Raw genomic sequence first — 17,011 nt, 5'->3', positions numbered from 1 at the left:
GGGGCCCATTCCGGTCATCTCGATCGAGGGGGCAATGAGCAGCAATGCGCCGACAATCGTGGCGGCCACGAACAGGGTGGCCAGGAACAACAGGCCACTTCCCAGGAACACCGTCGCGAAGAAGCGATCTTCCTTCCGGCCGAGGCGGTCGCGCAGCACGCCGATGAACCACAGGAAGGCGATGCCCGCAAAGGGAATGAGGTTCAGCGCCAGCGCCACGCGCCCGGAGCCGCCGGCCAGCCAAGTGCCAGGGTCCAACGGATCGGCCGGCACCGCACTCCGGAAGACCCAGAAGATGATGACCAACAGGATCGAAAAGACGATCCCGGCAACGGCAGCCGCCCTCGGCGTCCTCAGATGCGAGTACATGGGGGTCTCTTCCTGAGGCATCGCCGACCTCCTCGCCCGGGCGCAGTTCCGTGCACCCGATGGTACCGTCAGCGGAACCCGCGAGTGAAGGGCATTGGTGCATGGGCCGCGTAGATACAATCGGCAGCGAACTTGCCCGGACCGGCGCCCGGCCAAGTCACCGGCACCTTACCGGTTCGCGGGCCGGAACCGCCCGCCTCACCGGCCGACAGGTGGGAACGGACTTTGACCTGACGATCGAGTGGCCGAAACCTCTTTACGGCGACAGAACGGCCCAGATGAAGGTCACGAGCCTCGGCCCGGAGCGCTTCCGCATTGTGGTCACCGACCGCATCGGGGTGAATGGTCCTGTCCGAGCCACAACGGATCTGACTCTCCTTCGGCATCGCCGTCGCCGGCGGAGAGATGCACAGCTTTGTCGCCAGCGCCGCGGTGACGGAGTTCGACCCGCTGGCGTGTTTCGGACGCGGCCGCCCGTCCAGGTCGCGAGCATCCTACTTTGGCACTCTTGCGGATGCAGATCGCACCGCACCCTGATAGTCGCCGAGCAGCTTTGCGTCTTCGATTGATCCGTGATGGTGCATCTGCCGCCAGCGACCATCGATCAGTTCGAAAATTCGGGTCGTGCGAATGTTCAGATCCTTCACGGCGTCGCCGTCACGGTACGTGCCGCGCTCCCGCCCCACGGCCCAAAATGCATTACCAACCTGATGGATGGTGTAGTCCCAGAATTCGACGTGAACATCCGCCGGACTCTTGAACACTCCCTCATACATCTTGTGCGGCTCATCCGCCCCGCGCCGGATTCCGCCGAGCGGGTTATCAATCGCGACCTCATCGGAACGAGCGAAATTGTCATCCATCATCTTCAGATCGCGGGTATTGAACGCCCGGTAGAATTGGGCCAATGCCTGCTGAGGCTGGCTGAGGTCTCCGAGTTCCTCGTTGCCCGTGATGGGCTCCTGGATCGGTTTGACGCCTTGCGCTTGGGCCGCACCGCCAAAGCCCATAGGCGTCCATAACCACGCCGCATAGGCGGCCAAGCCGAACATTGCTGCCGTGGTCAGGCTTCTACGGGACAGCACCGCCGACATGGGTTCCTCCCTCGATGAGCCGCCTTGCGCTCACGGAATTTCCCGCGCGTTGCCTCAAGGTCAGAAGGTAGCATCCGGATGGGTGGAAGGCAAAAAGCGAAGCCCCGTCGACGACTTTCTCGCCGCTGATGGGGCTTCGCCGAGACATTGAACGAGGGCCGGCTTTCGCTGCCCCTCCTTACAGGATCGGGGGATCGACCAAGCCGTACTTGCTGTCGAGGTGCTCCAAGTACAGGTTGAGCGCCGTGATCTCCAGCACGTCCAGCTTGTCGTCCGACCAGTATCTCCTGCCCAAGGCGGGACTCTCGTCGTACAAGCGCTGGTCCTCGCCGAAGACGACGCCAGGCTGGTTGTCGACGTCGATCCAGACATGGTTGTTGTCGCCGTCCGGCGGCCGGGTGAACCCGACGTTCGTCGGGATGGGCTCGCGGTTAATCTGGTCCAGGAGGAAATCGAGGATCCTGAGTTCCGTCCTCGTCAGCGTGCCTTCCACGATCACCCCGGGATCGCCAGTCGCTCCGGGGTTATGCTCCGTCCAGGTCCCGTCGTTGCGCACCTCGAACGAGTGGGTCTGGGACCCGAGCGCACCGAACGGTAAGTCGAACCGCTGCACGCTCTGCCACTGAGGCGAACCGGACCCGGGTGCCGGGTCCGTACCAGTGCCAGGAGACACTGCCATGATGAACCTCCTTGTCTGTGGCCAAGGACTGGCCACTTCGCTGCCATCGCCCCTCAGCCAATTGCGCGATCAACGCTACGCCATTCCTTCACGAACCTGTGGCAATCCCGGAATGCGCCGGGAAATCACGGAGCTTGCGTGACGAGCCTGCCCCGCGGTTCCGTTCGCATCCGTGCAGGCACGGATGCGAACCGTCCTGCCAAGGCGAAATGCGGGCGAGACCTGGGGCCGCGTTCGGCATCATGGGGCTGGTCGAGACCCTGGACGGGTTCACGGGCCGGCACCGCTTCTCGCGCGAGGACATCGTCGCGAACGGCGTCGGTGCGCTCTTCGCGGTCGTCCGGAATTCCGTCCCGGGCTTCGCGAGAAGCTCGATTGGCGGATCATGTACACGCCCGCCAGCTTCGAGCGGCCCGGTATCACGTCGGAGAACGGCATTCTCCCGCCCTACGAGCGGCAGCGCTACATCATGGCCCTGAAGGGCAGCGGGTTTGAGACACTCCGCGACACGCCCCTGCGCTACGCAGAGCTGCACGCTGGTTTCGATGCGCGCGGCTTCGAGGAGAAGGAGCGTGAACTGGGCTACCCGATCGAACGGACATTCTATGTCGGGCTGGGCCTGAACCTGAACGAGATCCTGTTCGGAACCGGTCCCTACCCGAACTTCGCCGGGTACAAGGACACTCTCCCGGGTTGGGCGGTCCGGAAGACGTTCGAATACGTCCAGGTCCCGTACACCTCTGTGTATTCCGAGAACCGCTTCTCGACGGTGCGCCGCGTGGGCACGACGTTCGTGGATTAGGCCGGAAGCCTCGGCCGGCTGGTTCGGACGGCTCGACGTTCGCAGTCTCCGACTTCGGCCGAAAGCCCGCCCCTCGACACGCACGACCGAGTTCAGGTCGGACGCGGCCCTGCGCCGGAACAGGTTGTAACTGCGCACGAAGAAGTGCGTGAGTGACGCCGTCGGGACCTGATCCCGGCACATCGCGGGGGCGCGCGTGATCACGCTGGCTCTGACGCGCCCTGATCCATTTTCGACCAAAGCCGCATGCGCTGAGGGGAACGACGAGTGCCCCACACGGAGTCACTTCCGGGCCGACGCTGTCCAGCAGAATGGCTCTGGCAGCCGCTTCGCGCCTCATCCGGTTGCCCGGCCCGTTCGGACGGCAGCTCCCACCCAATTCGATCCGGTTATCGATCGCAGGACGGCCGCGGCGCTCGACCTCGTGGTTCCGCCTGGCCTCCTCGGCCGTGCCGACGAACTCATCGAGTGATCAGTGGAGTGCGGCGGCCATCAGAGCGTCGACCCGGTGCAGGATGCCAAAGCCCAGCACGCCGAAACAGGTCGGCGCACAGGCGAGTTGGCGACCAGGAACCCCGAGATCGCCAAATCTAATCCACTGGAACCGCCGGGGGCTGCCCTTTTTCGACGACCAGGAACACCAGCGCCTTGGTGGGAGCGCTCGTGCTCGGGTTGGTGCCGACATGCACGCGCTTGGCCGGGTTGAACATCGTCTCGCCCTGCTTCAGCGTGTGCGGCTCCTTTCCGTCCTCCTGGAGGGTCAGCGCGCCTTCCAGGATGTAAATGAACTCCGGGCCAGGATGAAAATGACGCGGAGCGACACTGCCGGCCGGAAAGTCCGCGATATACATCAGCCCCTCGCGGTTGCCGAGTTCGTCGAGCGCCACCCGTTGCAACTCGGTACGTTTCACGGTCGGCTTGTCCTGGGCGAGGGTTGTGTTGGTCGCGCCGATGATCCCCAAGGCGGCGACAGCGCCCATGAGCGCAGATGTCTTTCGCATGATGGTTCTCCCGAGGGCCTCGGGATGTGAGCGGATCCGGTGCGACGTCAGAGGAGCGGTCCGCGACCCGACGCCCATGCTCTCGCTGGCTCGCCGCGTCCAGCAATGCGGAATGGGGCGTTTGCGTGCGGTCCTGCGGCGAGGAAGGATCGTCTGCGCCACATCCCGACCATGCGAATTATACTCCGGTCGGCAGTGCGATGCATCTCGATTGCATGGGACTTCCTCGACAGGTCCCTCGGAACCCTGCCGAGGCGTCGACATCGGCCCTTCGGCCCTGCCTTTCCTTGAGGGTCAGCAGAACCCATCTCGTGCTCTCGGGGATATCCCGCAGGGGATCCTGTTCGGCCCGGATCGCGGTCATGAGCAGTGCTTGCCCGACCCACTCCTTGGGGGATGCTGCAACCGCGCCCTTGTCCGGGAGGCACTCGAATGAGGCGGCGAGAGTTCATCGCGGTTGTCGCGGCGATCTTTCCCGGCGCGCGGCTGCTGTGTCCGGCCCATGCTCAGACGAGCGCTATCAGGCGCATCGGCGTCGTCTACCAGGGCGGGCTTTACGAGGCGAGCATCGAGGGGCTGCGCGCGGGACTCAGGGCGGCCGGGCTTGAAGAGGGCCGGCACGTCGCTCTGCTCCTGCGCAACGCCAGAGGCGATCTGGCGCCGGCGGAAGCGGCGGCACGCGCCCTGGAGCGCGACGAGAAGGTCGATTTGCTCGTGGCGATCGGCACGAGCACGGCTCTCGCGGCCAAGCGGGCCACCACCGAGGTTCCGATCGTGTTCGCGGCCGGAGCCGACCCGGTCGCGGCCGGGCTCGTCGAGAGCATCGCGACGCCCGGCGGACGGCTGACCGGCTTTCACTTCCTGACCATCGATCTCACGGCGAAACGGCTCGAAATCCTGCGCGAGATCGTGCCGACGCTTCGCCGCATCGTCACCTTCTACGACCCGCGCACGCCGGGCGCCGTCTCGAGCATCGCGGCGCTCCGCGAGGCGGCCGGGACACTGGACATCGAGGTGGTGGCGCAACAGGTCGCCTCCCCCGAAGAACTCCGCGACCGTCTGCGCACCCTGAGCGCGGCCCAGGCCGAGGCGTTCTTTTTCGTCGCCGACTTCCTGGTCATCAACCACGCGCCGCTGGTGATCGAGACGGCCAACGCCCTGCGCCTGCCCACCATGGCGACCCAACTCGGTACCGTCAGGGAGGGCGCTCTTGCCGGTTACGGGCCCGACTGGCGGGAATACGGGCGCCGCCCGGCGCGCTATGTCGCCTGCATTCTCGCCGGTAGCCTGCCCCGCGATCTCCCTGTGGAGGCCATCAATCAGCCGGCGCTGGCGATCAACCTGAAGACCGCCAAGGCCATCGGTTTCGACATTCCGCCCTTGCTCCTCGCCCGCGCCGACGAGGTGATCGAGTAGGCCCGCGCGTGTGCGCGAGAACCCCGGCACCGGAATTCCGATCAGACGCTTTGCGGAGCCGGGACAAAGGTGCGTCTGAGCGTATGCGGAAAGCTCCGTCGGCACGTCAAGACGTGGGTCAGTAAGGAGTCAGTCTATGCGGCCGCTCTGCCCGGCCCGATTTGAACGTGAATATTGAAGAACACTTGGGAGTCGTTAGCGCCAGAGCTGTTGTGGAGACCTTGTTGCACAAGAGGCATCTGATCCCGAACAGCTAGAGTCGGCTGTGGGTCAGGAACCGAGATTCCCTGCATTTTCGGAACTTCTGCTTCGGCTCTGCTAGCTGCCCTCTGCCTTACGTCTCATATGTGCCAGATCCGACTCTTTATCGGCACGGCCGATCCGGAGGCTATCGTCGCGAGGGACCGCAGGAGTATTATGGGAGCGGCAGGCAGGCTGAGCGGAGTCGCGGTTACCGCGTCGGCAGGACTCAGCGGGCGGTCTGCCCGGAGGGAAGACAGCGATGGCAACGGCGCGGGTCGAGCGTCGCTTGGCAGCCATCCTGGCGGCGGACGTGGTCGGCTACAGCCGGCTCATGGAGCGCGACGAGCCCGGCACCTTCACCCGCCTCAAGCAGCTGCGGCATGAGCTGGTCGAGCCTATCCTCGCCCGTCATGGAGGTCGGTTCGTGGACCTCAAGGGCGACGGAGCTATCGTCGAGTTCGGTAGCGCGGTCGAGGCGGTCGAGGCTGCGGTCGAAATCCAGCGCGCGATGCTGGCGCAAGATGCGGAGCTACCGGAGGACTGGCGTATCCGCTACCGGATCGGCATCAACCTCGGCGACGTGATCGCGGACGGGGGAACGATCTACGGCGACGGCGTGAATGTGGCGGCGCGGATCGAGAGCTTGTGCGAGCCGGGCGGGGTCTGGCTCTCGCGCAGCATCTACAACCAGGTCCGGGGCAAGCTCGACTTGGCCTTCGCGCCCTCAGGGCTGCACCAGGTCAAGAACATCAGCGAGGCGGTCGAGACCTTCCGCGTCGCCCTCGACGGGGCAGGCCCAGGGCCGGCGCCGCCTCGGCCGGGCGTCCACGCCCCGCGCGTGTCGCGCTGGCTCACGCCCGCCATGGGCGCCCTGATGGTGGTTGCCCTGCTCGTGATCGGCGCCGCGATCATCGGCTGGCAGGTTTGGTGGAGTTCCGGTGAGATGACCGGGGCCAGCCTGGAAACACGTCGAGTCGCGGTGCTGCCGCTGGCCAACTTGAGCGACGAAGCGGCGGACGAGTATTTCTCCGACGGGATGATGGAGGAGCTGATCTCGCGTCTCTCCAGGATCAGCAAGCTCAGCGTGATCGCCCGCACCTCGGTCATGAAATACAAAGGCACCAAGCAGGACATTGCTGAGATCGGCCGCACCCTCCAGGTCGGCACGATTCTCGAAGGCAGCGTTCGCCGGGCCGGCGACCGGGTGCGGATCACCGCACAGCTGATTGATGTCGCGAGCCAGGCACATCTCTGGTCCGAGGACTACGATCGCACCCTCAAGGACGTGTTCGCAATTCAGAGCGATATCGCCAAACAGGTCGCCGAAGCCCTGCAGATTACGTTGCTGGCGAACGAGCAAGAAAAGATCAAGCAGCAACATACGATCGACCCGGTAGCGCATAATATGTCGTTGAAAGGAATGTATTTCTACAACCAGGGCGGCGTTGCGCTGAATGAGAGCAGGGCGTATTTCGAGCAGGCGATCGAGCGGGATCCGGGCTACGCGATGGCGTATGCTCGCTTGGCGGACCTCTACCTCAAGCTGCAATGGTTCATGCCCGTGGGAGAGGCCTACGCCAAGGCTAGGGCTGCAGCCGAAAAGGCCGTGGAGCTGGACGACCGGCTCGCTGAAGCACACAGCGCTTTGGCAACAGTGAAGGTCTTTGTCGATCGGGACTGGTCGGGAGCGGAGCAGGAATTCAAGAAAGCCATCGCTCTCAACCCCAGCTCCGCGCTAGCGCACGCCGAGTATGGCCATAAGCTCCTGTCGGCGGTCAAAGGACGATATGACGACGCACTTGCGGAGCTGAGGCGGGCGCAGGAACTCGATCCTCTTGCAGTCTATATCTCGATGGAAATTGCCTATGTGTATTACCACGCGCGGCAGTGGGACCAGGCCATAGCGCAGTTCCAAAGGACGATCGAATTGAGTTCGAAGTCGCCCTTTCCGCACCTCGGCTTAGGGCAGACCTACGCGAAATTGGGGCGATTCGATGAGGCAGTATCGGAGCTGGACAAGGCGCTAGCTCTGGGCGGGACATCGAACTACTTCAAAGGGACGCGCGGGTGGGGCTTGGGCCTGGCAGGGCGGACCGATGAGGCCCGGCAGGTGCTCCGCGAGTTGCAGGAAGCGGCAGCGCAAGAGAAAGTTGATCCGGTTACGTTCGCCTACATCTATTCCGGCTTGGGCGATCATGAGCGAGCGATCCTGTGGCTGCGAAAGGCCTACGAAGAGGGCTCGGCCGAAACGATCTTCCTCCGGACGCCCTCATGGGACAACATGCGCTCCGACCCGCATTTCATCGAGCTGATGCATGACGTCGGCCTTGCGACCGACTGAGCGGTCGGGTGACGCTCTGCCGGAAGTACAGGCTCATCGCCGTTCCCGGCTCCGGGTAGCTCGCTCCTGAATGTCCGATCCGGGTCAAACTGAGCCATTGGGCGTGGCCTTACGAAGGTCAGCTTACTCTGTGACTACGGAAGTTCGGCTTTCGTCTGCCTCGTGCCAGAAGCGGCCATCTAAACTGTTATCAAATGACGTTCGATTCGGCATTCGGCATCAAAGACCACCAGCCTATTTTGCACTCCTGGACGGCGATGCATCTACCGCGTCATTGGTTGAGGGCATCTGATTACAGTGATAGGGTTTCATGTGGATTCCGAAAAGATGAGCAGAAGGCTCGGGTGTTTCGGAGGGATCATCATGCCGTCTCTCACTAGAGCATGGGACTGGAATTAGGCTCCTGGGCTTCTGGGCGGGACGGAGCTGTGATTCACCTACTTGAACGGGAGGTGGATCATGGGGCACAACGTGGTTGATCTGGTGAACCGGCTTGAGGCCGAGACCCGCGCGGGTCGGCAGGGCCGGATGGCAGATTATCTCTCGCGCATGGACTTCATCGTCCTGGACGAACTCGGCTATCTGCCGTTTGCCCAGTCGGGTGGCCAGCTTCTGTTCCATCTGATCAGCCGGCTCTACGAGCAGACCTCCGCGATCGTCACGACCAACCTGGCTTTCGGTGAATGGCCGAGCGTCTTTGGCGACGCGAAGATGACCACGGCCTTGCTGGATCGGCTGACCCACCACTGTGAGATCGTCGAGACCGGCAACGAGAGCTGGCGCTTCAAGAACCGGATCTGATGGAGCCGCAAAAAGGCGTTACCTCATCTATGACGGCGGGGTCACAATTGGATGCTGATCGAGGGTTAAACTTCAACGCCGATTGACAGCAAATGAGCGGATTCGGCGGATTCCATCGCCGCCAGTCTCAGTCACCCGCCAGGTATGCGGTCATTATCCAGTTGCCGTCTCTCCGCTCGAACACGGCACGATACCCGGTGGGCAGGTATGCGAAGTCGCTGGCAATGAATGCCCGACGTCCATTTACGACGACCGGAACCCAGCCACCCTTCTCGTTGATGGATTCCTGCTGATCCGTCAGCATCGAGCTGAGGTGATCGAGGTCGACCGACATGATCTGGCAGGAGACGCGCGCCTTGATCGGTGCATCTCCAGCCGCTGCGGACCTGAGCGCGATATCATTGGCAAGGATAAAGACCTGTTCAAGGTAATTTGAACCCGGCGCGGGAGGCTTCACCTCCCTGAGGCCGGGGCACTCCCAACTTGTGTCGTTGCCAGCCTCGGTGCGCAGGCAGCCCACTGACAGCGCCTTGTCCAGACGGGGCCAGAAGGGCGAGGTGGGATCATCGAGTCCGAGATCTTCCAGACCAAGGGAATCCCCAAGATCGAGCCTGATGTCTGGGCTTGCGATGCTTCGAACGAGGGCGTCGTCGCGATCCGTGATTGCTCGACGGAGACGCTGGAGGAAGCCCTGGAATTCCGGCAACGGGGTGTCGGATGCCGAAAGTCCTGGGCATGGCCGCCGTGGTTCGAGGTCTTTGGAAGATAACTCACCTGCCGACGGGAGCATGAGCAAGAGCAGGGCGGACCCGAAGATCCGTCGTCGCGGGGTGTAGCGCCTAGGCATCAAGGACCCAGTGGAAGTGTGTCGTGTGGGCTGTTGCGTGCCGGATTACGTCCGTGGCCAGACGGCCGTCATCGAGGCGGACACCGTCGATCGCATTCCAGATGGCATCCGCGCGGGTTACGAACACCGTTCCGATACTCGAGCCATAGGTATCGTCGTTCAGGAGGTCGATCATTCTCGCGGCGGTTGCTGCATCCCGGGCATCATAGCCGGTGGACCATGCATCGACATGAGTTCCGTCATCGTGGGAGGCATGGGGCGCGAATCGTCCTCCATTCATGTTGCTGATGTCGCCCACGACAATCTGATCCTCGAAGTACTCAAGGATGCCGATTATGCTGGGCAGAGCCCAATCGTCGCCGCCCATGGCTTCATCCCGCCCCCGTAGCGGTTCGTTCCAGTGAAGTGGGTAAGGATGCCGACGGCACCGAAGTCCATGGTGGCTTCCTCGCCTGAAGAGGAGGTGGCCTTCACCCTGAGGCTCACTGTACCGTCGTTAAGCGCGGGAGCGAATGGGCCTGCGGCCACGCGCCAGGTGCCGCGTGTTGGATCGCTGTTTCGCTGCGCGCAGACTGCGGGGCGCCGAGCGAACAGGGCTTCCCCGGATCATCCGTGATGGCTCGTCGTCGGACGAGTCTCCTCAGGCCTTGTCGGGATGTTCGATCTCGGTGAAGAGGTCGCCCTGGGCGGCCTTTGATCCGGCACGGCCTCCACCCGGCCCTCGCAGCACCCATGCCGCTCCGACCGCCAACACCGAGCCGGCCAATGGGCCCGCCACGTAGACCCAGTAGCCGGTGAAGTCGGCGCCAACGAGATCAGGCCCAAACGTGCGCGCAGGGTTCATCGACGCACCGGAGATCGGACTTCCCCAGAGACCCGCGAGTGCGATGTAGGCGCCGACACCTATCGCCCCGAAGACGCCGATGCTCTGTGCTCCGGACGCGGTGCCGAGAATGACGCTGACGAGCCCGAGCGTCAAAACCCCCTCCATCAGGAACGCGCTACCCGCCGAATGGGATGCCGCCGGGTAGTTCGACCCGTAGGTCGCCGGGACGTTGATCACGGCGTGCAGAAACAACGCGGCGAGCGTGGCGCCGATCAACTGCGCGACGATGTACCCGGGCACGCGTCGCCACGGGAAGTCGCCGCGAAGCGAAAACGCTACGCTGACGGCGGGATTCAAGTGGGCGCCGGACACCTTGCCCATGAACAGGATGATCGCCATCACCATCAGCCCAGGGGCGACGACCGCCGCGGAACGGCTGACGGTGTTAGGAAATGCCTTCCCCATCATCCCCCCACCCGCGGCCACAAGGACAAGGAAGAACGTCCCCATCAACTCGGAGAACAGCCTGCGCCACTCCTGCTTCGGATCGGTGAAGTTCGCAAACGTCTCGACCAGTGACTGCTCGTACCCTTGGTGAGGATGCTGACCAGGGGCACCCATCACGATGACCTCTCCTTGTCAGCCGGGGCGCGCGCATTTGGCCATTCAATGAACGAACGGACCTGGGATTCGTATCATGATGCGACGCTGCGCAGCGTCCCACGCGCGGTCAACCATGACACAAAAAACATCCGACATAAATCGTCCTCACAGCGCAATCGAACCTGAAGGGATCGTCTGCCGGCTCGGGAAATTGACCGTCCAGGCACTCTGCACCGCTCCTGAACGCGGCCGGGAGATTCAGGCACCACGGCGCGGTGCTCGAGAGCTTCGGCGCGTATGGGCTGAACTTCTACGTCAAGGAGCAATTCTCGAACTTCGTCCTGAGGCTCGACTGGCGCGTCGCCCGGCGCGACGACAACTCCGGCGTCTTCATCCGCACGCCCGGCCCGGCCGTGGGGGCTGCGCTCGATGAGGCAGTGGCGAAGGGCCACGAGATCCAGATCGACGAGCGCGGCTTCGATGCCAATACGAACACCGAAGGCCATGCGCAGAAGCGGACTGGCGCGATCTACGACCTGCAAGCGCCCTCGTCCTTCCCGTCGGCTCCCGTCGGGGCCTGGAACAGTTACGAGATCCAGGCCAACGCTGGTGAGATCCGGGTCAAGCTGAACGGCCAGGGGGTGAACGTCTACAACAGCACCCGGCAGCAGTCCGGCTTCCTCGCCCTCCAGGCCTACCGACCGGGTTCGCGCGTGCAGTTCCGGAACATGCGCGTCCACAAGCTACCCTGAGGATGTGCGGGGCCGTCACGAGGCTGATATCCGAACCGCTCAGCGGTGCCGGGAGAAATCATGCTGCTGGGGCGGCGGTTGCGGACCGGGCATGCGCGACCGCCACCATCGCCGCGCCGCCGTAGTTCCGGTGGAAGCGCGTGACCAGCGGCCCTAACGGAACCACCGTGATCGAATAGGCGTCCTCGGCACCCGGCATCCTGGCCGTGCCGGCGTGGCTCGACAGCGGCCACGTGGGAATGCGGTGGATGACGGTCCGTCCGGCCGTTCCGTCCAGGGCTTGGTGACACCTCAGCCTTGGTCTGCGGGCTTTCTCCAGCGCGTGAGCGGCTCGCTCGGATGGCCTTGCCGGACAACGATCCGCTTGGCCCCGTACGCCGGGACGAAGCCCATCTCGTCGAGCGCCTCGCCGAATGTCCTGGCCTTCGTGGTCGGACGCGGTTCGTGCGTGGGACGAGGTTCGGATTTCCGCGCCAAGGTCATTCTCCCGGACCCCGGGCATCCTGCCCGTGCCGCGCCCTGCCCGCAACCGGGATGGGCGGGGCAACCCCTGACCTGATCCTGGGGGACCCCGCCCCGGAGCGGGAGCCGCATCGAGGACGTCGCCCGCACGACGGTCCAGGTCCGCGAATGTCGATTTCGCTCGTCGGACTCAAATCACGCACGGGGCCGTCGTCGAGCGGCGGCGCGCCGGCTCCCGCTCCCCATCCGGGAGGGCAGCGACTGGCGCTATCCCTCCCGCCAGTTCCAGCAGGGTGAAGTCGTCGCCGGTCTCATGGCCGCCATTCGCAACCTCACCGAAACGGATCCGTAGGTGGCGCTCGACTTCCTGCTGGCGCTCGACACCGTCCTCGCGGGCCGGATGCCGGTGCAGGCCATGCCTGCTGGGGATCGTGACGCGGGGCTGCGCCTGTTCCGCACGAGCCGGGGAGCGGCTTCGGGTGAGCAGGTCCCGCTCCCTCCGATCTTGGCGGGGCTATGGAACGTTGGTGATCACCCCGACACCCTTGCCGTGGACTTCGCTGGGCAACGGTCCGTTCCCGTCCTATTTTGCCGCGCAGGATTCCGCCGGGAGCGGCGAATCCCTTGCGGGCGGGAATGAACGGGATCACGGCTTCCAGGAGCGGCGGACGGAGCGGCATCGCGCTCCTGGCGGCCCTGTCGCTGTGGTTGCAGATCGTGCTGCCCGCCATCGGAACGACCGCCCTCGTGCTCCTGCGGGGTGACCACCACGGCCCCCACCATGCCGTCGCCCATGGCTCGGGTCACGACGACCCCTCCCCGGGACCTCCCGCCCAAGGGCACGATCATCTCCGCCTGTGCTGCATCATCGGGGGCGGCAAGCTCGGAACGGGCTTCGCGCCGCCGCCAGTGGCGCTCGCAACCCTGACCACGCCAGTCCGCCCCGTCGCCATCGTCTCCCACCCGGAGCGCCCGGCCGTCGGGCGTGTGGGCGGCCCCGTCCTGCCCGTCGGGGCCCGGGCTCCGCCGCGGTTCGCCTGATCGACACCACTCCGATCACTCGACCCAAAGGAATTCACCATGTCCTTGAACCGCATCGCCGGCTCACTTGGCGCGGCCGCTTTCGCCTGCCTGACCGCCACCTCGGCCCTCGCCCACATCACGCTCGAGACCCGGCAGGCGCCGATCAAGTCCACCTACAAGGCCGTCCTGCGCGTCGGGCACGGCTGCGAGGGCGCGCCGTCCCTGAAGATCCGCGTGCAGATCCCCGAGGGCGTCATCGCCGTGAAGCCGATGCCGAAGCCCGGCTGGACGCTCGAGACCGTCAGGGCTCCCTACAAGCAGCCGGCCGGCTACTACGGCGAGACCCTGACCGAGGGCGTGAAGGAGATTGCCTGGACCGGGAAGCTGCTCGACGAGCACTACGACGAGTTCGTGTTCCGGGCCTACCTGAGCGACACCCTGAAGCCCGCCACCATGCTCTACTTCCCGGCCGTGCAGGAATGCGAGGGCGGCAAGGCCGAGCGCTGGATCGAGATCCCGGCCGAGGGCAAGAGCATGGATGACTACAAGTATCCGGCGCCCGGCCTGAGGCTCCTGCCCGCCAAGGCCACCAACTGACGGTTGCGGGCGCCGTGGCGTCACGGCGCCCGTTCCTCCATGGCACGGCTCGTCGCGCTCCTACTGCTTGCTCTGGCGGCGCTCGCCCCGAGCGCCGCCTGGGCGCATGCGGCCCTCGTCCAGTCCGATCCGGCGGATGGGCAGGTGCTCGCGGCCGCGCCGACCATGGCCCATCTGCGTTTCAACGAGCCGGTTTCGCCCCTAGTCTTCCGCCTCTTCGATGCCTCCGGCCGGATCCATCGGGATCTCGGGGTCACCCGGCACGAGCGGATGATCATGGTGACGCTGCCCGCGGGACTCGGAACGGGCTCCCACGTGCTGAGTTGGCGCGTCACCTCGACGGACGGCCACCCGATCGGCGGCTCGCTCACCTTCTCGGTCGGACAGGCGAGCGCCGCGAGGTCCGCTCCTGCCGAAGATGTCGAGACGGGTCCGCGATGGCCCCTGTGGCTCTCCCGGCTCATCCTTTATTGCGGGCTGTTTCTTGGCGTGGGTGGGGCGTTCTTCCGGTCCTGGTTCACGCCCGGGGCCCAGGAACAGAGAAGCGTCATCCTCGTCCGCGCCCTCCTGATCGCCGGCCTGCTCGCGGCTCCGGTGTCGCTCGCCCTGCAAGGATTGGACGCACTCGGCAGCCCCCTGTCCGACATTGCCGTGGCACCCACTTGGCGCGCCGGTTTCGCCACCACCTTAGGGTACACGGTCATTGCCGCCGTCCTCTCGCTGGCAAGTGCCTTCGCCAGCCTCGTGCTTCGCGAGCAGCTCTGGCGGCGAGTCCTTTCCCTGGCCGCACTCGTCGGCGTTGGTATCGCCCTGTCGCTCAGCGGTCACGCGAGTTCGGCCCAGCCGCAATGGCTGACGCGCTCGGCCGTCCTGATCCACGGGGTGGCGGTTGCCTACTGGATCGGCGCCCTGCTTCCGCTTGCCCTGCTGCTGAGGGGCCGGAGCGGGAGCCTGCCTGAGGTCGTCAGGGCTTGGTCGACGGGAGCCGTCGCGGCCGTGACGGCGCTCGTGCTCACGGGAACGGCGCTCGCCTGGATCCAGGTGCAATCCCCCGGTGCCCTGGTCGGGACGGCCTATGGCCGGATTCTGTACGCCAAGCTCGCCCTGGTTGTGGCCCTGCTCGGGCTGGCTGCCATGAACCGCTTCCGCCTGACGCCGGCACTCGGGCAGGCGGACCGCCGGGCCGAGCGCCGGCTTTCCGCCTCGGCAGGCGCCGAGCTGGTGCTGGCCCTGGTCATCCTCGGCCTCGTCGGCCTCTGGCGGTTCACGCCGCCGCCTCGGGCACTCGAGACGCCGCCGGCATCCCGATCGGAGGCGGTCGTCGCCCACCTCCACACGCCGCAGGCGATGGCGGAGGTGACCCTGGTCTCGGGACACACGGGGCCGGCGCGGGCCCGCATCGTCCTCGTCGGCAGCTCCGGTCCCCTGGACCCGAAGGAGGTCACGCTCAGCCTCTCGAATGGCTCGGCGGGGGTCGAGGCGATCGCGCGCCCGGCCGCCAGGGTTGGTCCCGGAGAATGGGAGGTGCGCGACCTCGTCCTGCCCGTGCCGGGCCGCTGGGACGTGCGGGTCGAGGTCCTGGTCTCGGATTTCGAGAAGGCGGTCCTCGAGGGCGGGCTCGAGGTCAGGCCCTGAGCATCGAGTAGTCCGACAGGCCCGGGGGGTGCGTGATCGCCCGTCCGGCCCCGACCAATGGCTCGCGCGAACAAAGCCGTTGGACTCACGTTGTCGATGCGCCGCTTGCCCGGAACGCTGTCATGGCCTGGAAACGGATTACGCCGCACGCCCTCTTCGCGACCTGTCTCGCCGTTGCGCTCGCGCTCCCGACGGGCCAGGCGGCTGCCGAGACCGCGTCCCCGCCCGGCCTCCTGACCCTGTGCCTGGCCACCCTGCCGGAAACCCGGCCGCAGGATATCTGGACGGCCTGGAGCCTGTCGCCGGCGATCGTGTTGCCGCTGGTCCTAGTCAGCCTCCTCTACCTGCGCGGATTCCTGGCCGTGCGGGCCACGGGCGCCGCAAGCCGGACGGGCTCCCTGCGGGCGGGCCTCTTCGCGGCCGGGATCGCCTGCCTGATCGTGGCTCTCGTGTCGCCGGTGTGCCGGCTGGCCGCAATGCTGGCCTGGGCGCATATGATCCAGCACGTTCTGCTCGTGGTCGGAGCGCCCCTGCTCCTCGCCTGGGGCCGCCCGGGCCGTGAGCTGCTCGTCGGCCTTCCGGCCTTCGTTCGCGCCATGGCGGGGACCGCGAGGCAAGTTCCGGAGAAGCCTCCGCCGCAGCATGCCTACCTGTTCATCGCCTTCGTGCTCTACGGCGCGAACATCTGGCTCTGGCACATCCCGGCGCTCTACGAGGCCGCCCTGCTGACCGTCGGCCTGCACCTGCTCATGTATACGGCGTTGCTGATCGTGAGCCTGCTGTTCTGGCATGCGGTCCTGGAGACGTTCCGGACCCCCGGCGCGGCGAGCGGGACGGCGGCCCTGCTGCTCTTCTTCACCTTCCTGCACACCGGGTTCCTGGGAATCCTCCTCACCTTCTCGCCGAAGGTCTGGTATCCCCTGATCGCGCTGCGCGGCGCCGCCTGGGGCCTGCCGCCGCTCGATGACCAGAGGCTTGCCGGGCTGATTATGTGGATCCCGATGGGCAGCGTCTATTGCGTCGTGGCGCTCGCCCTCCTGGCCAGGCTCATCGCGGATTCCGGCCGCCTGTCCGGAGGGGAGTCGGTCCGAGCCGGGATGCTGTAAGTCGTCCCCGCTGCGGAGAGGGGGCACTCCCGGAGAGGCCGCGGAAAGCCGTCATTCCTCCGCGCGGCCGCCGGGGGTTCACTCCCGGAGCTGTCAGCAGCGGATCGTCCGCAAGGCGCGGGACATCGCCCGATCCCACTCCGGGGTCGATCCCCAGGCTTGTGCGGCGAATTGATCAGCGCCTTGCTTCGGCCTTCTTGGCCCGGCAAGCAGGCGCGATGCACGGCCTGTCTTCACGTGGCCGGGGGCAGCGTCACCATGACGGGATTCACGACTTGCCGTCTCGCGACCAAGACGGCCCTGGCGGTCCTCTCCATCCTTCTGACACCCGCCGCGTGGGCGCACCCGCACGTGGCCGTCATGGCCAGGGCCGAGGTGCTTTATGCCCCCGATGGCAGGGTCACCGGCGTGCGT

18 protein-coding genes and 2 pseudogenes are annotated in these 17,011 nt (G+C 65.6%); 12 read left to right on the top strand and 8 right to left on the bottom strand.

Going from position 1 to position 17,011, the window contains the following annotated elements; genetic code table 11:
- The 3 genes and pseudogenes from BN1233_RS47420 to BN1233_RS29550 form a co-directional block, all read right to left on the bottom strand.
- Positions 1-390 (bottom strand): annotated as a pseudogene (locus BN1233_RS47420) (hypothetical protein); the annotation flags it as partial.
- A 473-nt stretch (positions 391-863) separates the two neighbouring features.
- The gene (locus tag BN1233_RS29555; protein WP_197094648.1) at positions 864-1,463 is read right to left on the bottom strand and encodes a YybH family protein; all 600 of its coding nucleotides are present in this window, start codon (positions 1,461-1,463) and stop codon (positions 864-866) included.
- A 178-nt stretch (positions 1,464-1,641) separates the two neighbouring features.
- On the bottom strand, positions 1,642-2,142 hold the full coding sequence (locus tag BN1233_RS29550) for a hypothetical protein (RefSeq protein ID WP_046867216.1): 501 nt from the start codon (positions 2,140-2,142) through the stop codon (positions 1,642-1,644).
- A 385-nt stretch (positions 2,143-2,527) separates the two neighbouring features.
- On the opposite strand from BN1233_RS29550, the gene BN1233_RS29545 reads away from it, so the two are divergent.
- Both BN1233_RS29545 and BN1233_RS29540 read left to right on the top strand, forming a co-directional pair.
- Positions 2,528-2,944, top strand: coding sequence for a hypothetical protein (locus tag BN1233_RS29545; protein WP_046867215.1), 417 nt, complete (start codon positions 2,528-2,530; stop codon positions 2,942-2,944).
- A 196-nt stretch (positions 2,945-3,140) separates the two neighbouring features.
- The gene (locus BN1233_RS29540; protein WP_046867214.1) at positions 3,141-3,416 is read left to right on the top strand and encodes a hypothetical protein; all 276 of its coding nucleotides are present in this window, start codon (positions 3,141-3,143) and stop codon (positions 3,414-3,416) included.
- Positions 3,417-3,534: 118 nt separating this feature from the next.
- On the opposite strand, the gene BN1233_RS48605 is transcribed toward BN1233_RS29540, so the two are convergent.
- Positions 3,535-3,945, bottom strand: a complete 411-nt coding sequence (locus BN1233_RS48605; RefSeq protein ID WP_187144397.1) for a cupin domain-containing protein — start codon at positions 3,943-3,945, stop codon at positions 3,535-3,537.
- A 432-nt stretch (positions 3,946-4,377) separates the two neighbouring features.
- Here BN1233_RS48605 and BN1233_RS29530 point away from each other — a divergent pair, with 432 nt between their 5' ends.
- From BN1233_RS29530 to BN1233_RS29520, 3 genes and pseudogenes are all read left to right on the top strand, one after another.
- Positions 4,378-5,361, top strand: a complete 984-nt coding sequence (locus BN1233_RS29530; protein WP_048710168.1) for an ABC transporter substrate-binding protein — start codon at positions 4,378-4,380, stop codon at positions 5,359-5,361.
- Between the two features lie 502 nt (positions 5,362-5,863).
- Positions 5,864-7,945, top strand: coding sequence for a tetratricopeptide repeat protein (locus BN1233_RS29525; RefSeq protein ID WP_046867213.1), 2,082 nt, complete (start codon positions 5,864-5,866; stop codon positions 7,943-7,945).
- Between the two features lie 465 nt (positions 7,946-8,410).
- Positions 8,411-8,746 (top strand): annotated as a pseudogene (locus BN1233_RS29520) (ATP-binding protein); the annotation flags it as partial.
- Positions 8,747-8,873: 127 nt separating this feature from the next.
- Here the strand turns inward: BN1233_RS29520 and BN1233_RS29515 are convergent.
- From BN1233_RS29515 to BN1233_RS29505, 3 genes are all read right to left on the bottom strand, one after another.
- Positions 8,874-9,452: a hypothetical protein gene (locus BN1233_RS29515; RefSeq protein WP_046867212.1), complete on the bottom strand. Its 579-nt coding sequence runs from the start codon at positions 9,450-9,452 to the stop codon at positions 8,874-8,876.
- A gap of 133 nt (positions 9,453-9,585) precedes the next feature.
- Positions 9,586-9,960, bottom strand: a complete 375-nt coding sequence (locus BN1233_RS29510) for a penicillin-insensitive murein endopeptidase (RefSeq protein ID WP_046867211.1) — start codon at positions 9,958-9,960, stop codon at positions 9,586-9,588.
- A gap of 273 nt (positions 9,961-10,233) precedes the next feature.
- On the bottom strand, positions 10,234-11,040 hold the full coding sequence (locus BN1233_RS29505) for an MIP/aquaporin family protein (protein ID WP_046867210.1): 807 nt from the start codon (positions 11,038-11,040) through the stop codon (positions 10,234-10,236).
- A gap of 257 nt (positions 11,041-11,297) precedes the next feature.
- Between BN1233_RS29505 and BN1233_RS29500 the strand changes: the two genes are divergently transcribed.
- On the top strand, positions 11,298-11,774 hold the full coding sequence (locus BN1233_RS29500) for a 3-keto-disaccharide hydrolase (RefSeq protein ID WP_048710163.1): 477 nt from the start codon (positions 11,298-11,300) through the stop codon (positions 11,772-11,774).
- A gap of 291 nt (positions 11,775-12,065) precedes the next feature.
- Here the strand turns inward: BN1233_RS29500 and BN1233_RS29495 are convergent, their stop codons facing one another.
- Positions 12,066-12,251 carry a hypothetical protein gene (locus BN1233_RS29495; protein ID WP_046867209.1) on the bottom strand — a complete coding sequence of 62 codons (186 nt, stop codon included), beginning with the start codon at positions 12,249-12,251 and terminating at the stop codon, positions 12,066-12,068.
- A gap of 337 nt (positions 12,252-12,588) precedes the next feature.
- On the opposite strand from BN1233_RS29495, the gene BN1233_RS43425 reads away from it, so the two are divergent.
- The 6 genes from BN1233_RS43425 to BN1233_RS50625 all read left to right on the top strand — a co-directional run.
- Positions 12,589-12,876: a hypothetical protein gene (locus BN1233_RS43425; protein WP_052763974.1), complete on the top strand. Its 288-nt coding sequence runs from the start codon at positions 12,589-12,591 to the stop codon at positions 12,874-12,876.
- Complete coding sequence (locus BN1233_RS29485; protein WP_046867208.1) at positions 12,873-13,277, top strand: hypothetical protein; 405 nt, start codon at positions 12,873-12,875, stop codon at positions 13,275-13,277. The genes BN1233_RS43425 and BN1233_RS29485 overlap by 4 nt, the downstream gene beginning before the upstream one ends.
- Positions 13,278-13,316: 39 nt before the next feature.
- Positions 13,317-13,856 carry a YcnI family copper-binding membrane protein gene (locus BN1233_RS29480; RefSeq protein ID WP_082145719.1) on the top strand — a complete coding sequence of 180 codons (540 nt, stop codon included), beginning with the start codon at positions 13,317-13,319 and terminating at the stop codon, positions 13,854-13,856.
- Between the two features lie 39 nt (positions 13,857-13,895).
- Positions 13,896-15,491, top strand: a complete 1,596-nt coding sequence (locus BN1233_RS29475; protein ID WP_046867207.1) for a copper resistance CopC/CopD family protein — start codon at positions 13,896-13,898, stop codon at positions 15,489-15,491.
- Positions 15,492-15,613: 122 nt separating this feature from the next.
- The gene (locus tag BN1233_RS29470; RefSeq protein ID WP_048710157.1) at positions 15,614-16,597 is read left to right on the top strand and encodes a cytochrome c oxidase assembly protein; all 984 of its coding nucleotides are present in this window, start codon (positions 15,614-15,616) and stop codon (positions 16,595-16,597) included.
- 258 nt (positions 16,598-16,855) lie between these two features.
- On the top strand, positions 16,856-17,011 hold a 156-nt coding region (locus tag BN1233_RS50625), incomplete at its 3' end, for a DUF1007 family protein (RefSeq protein WP_147707627.1).

It is taken from the genome of Microvirga massiliensis (assembly GCF_001006805.1).
GTDB lineage: Bacteria > Pseudomonadota > Alphaproteobacteria > Rhizobiales > Beijerinckiaceae > Microvirga > Microvirga massiliensis.
This window is presented reverse-complemented; position numbering and strand designations above follow the sequence as displayed.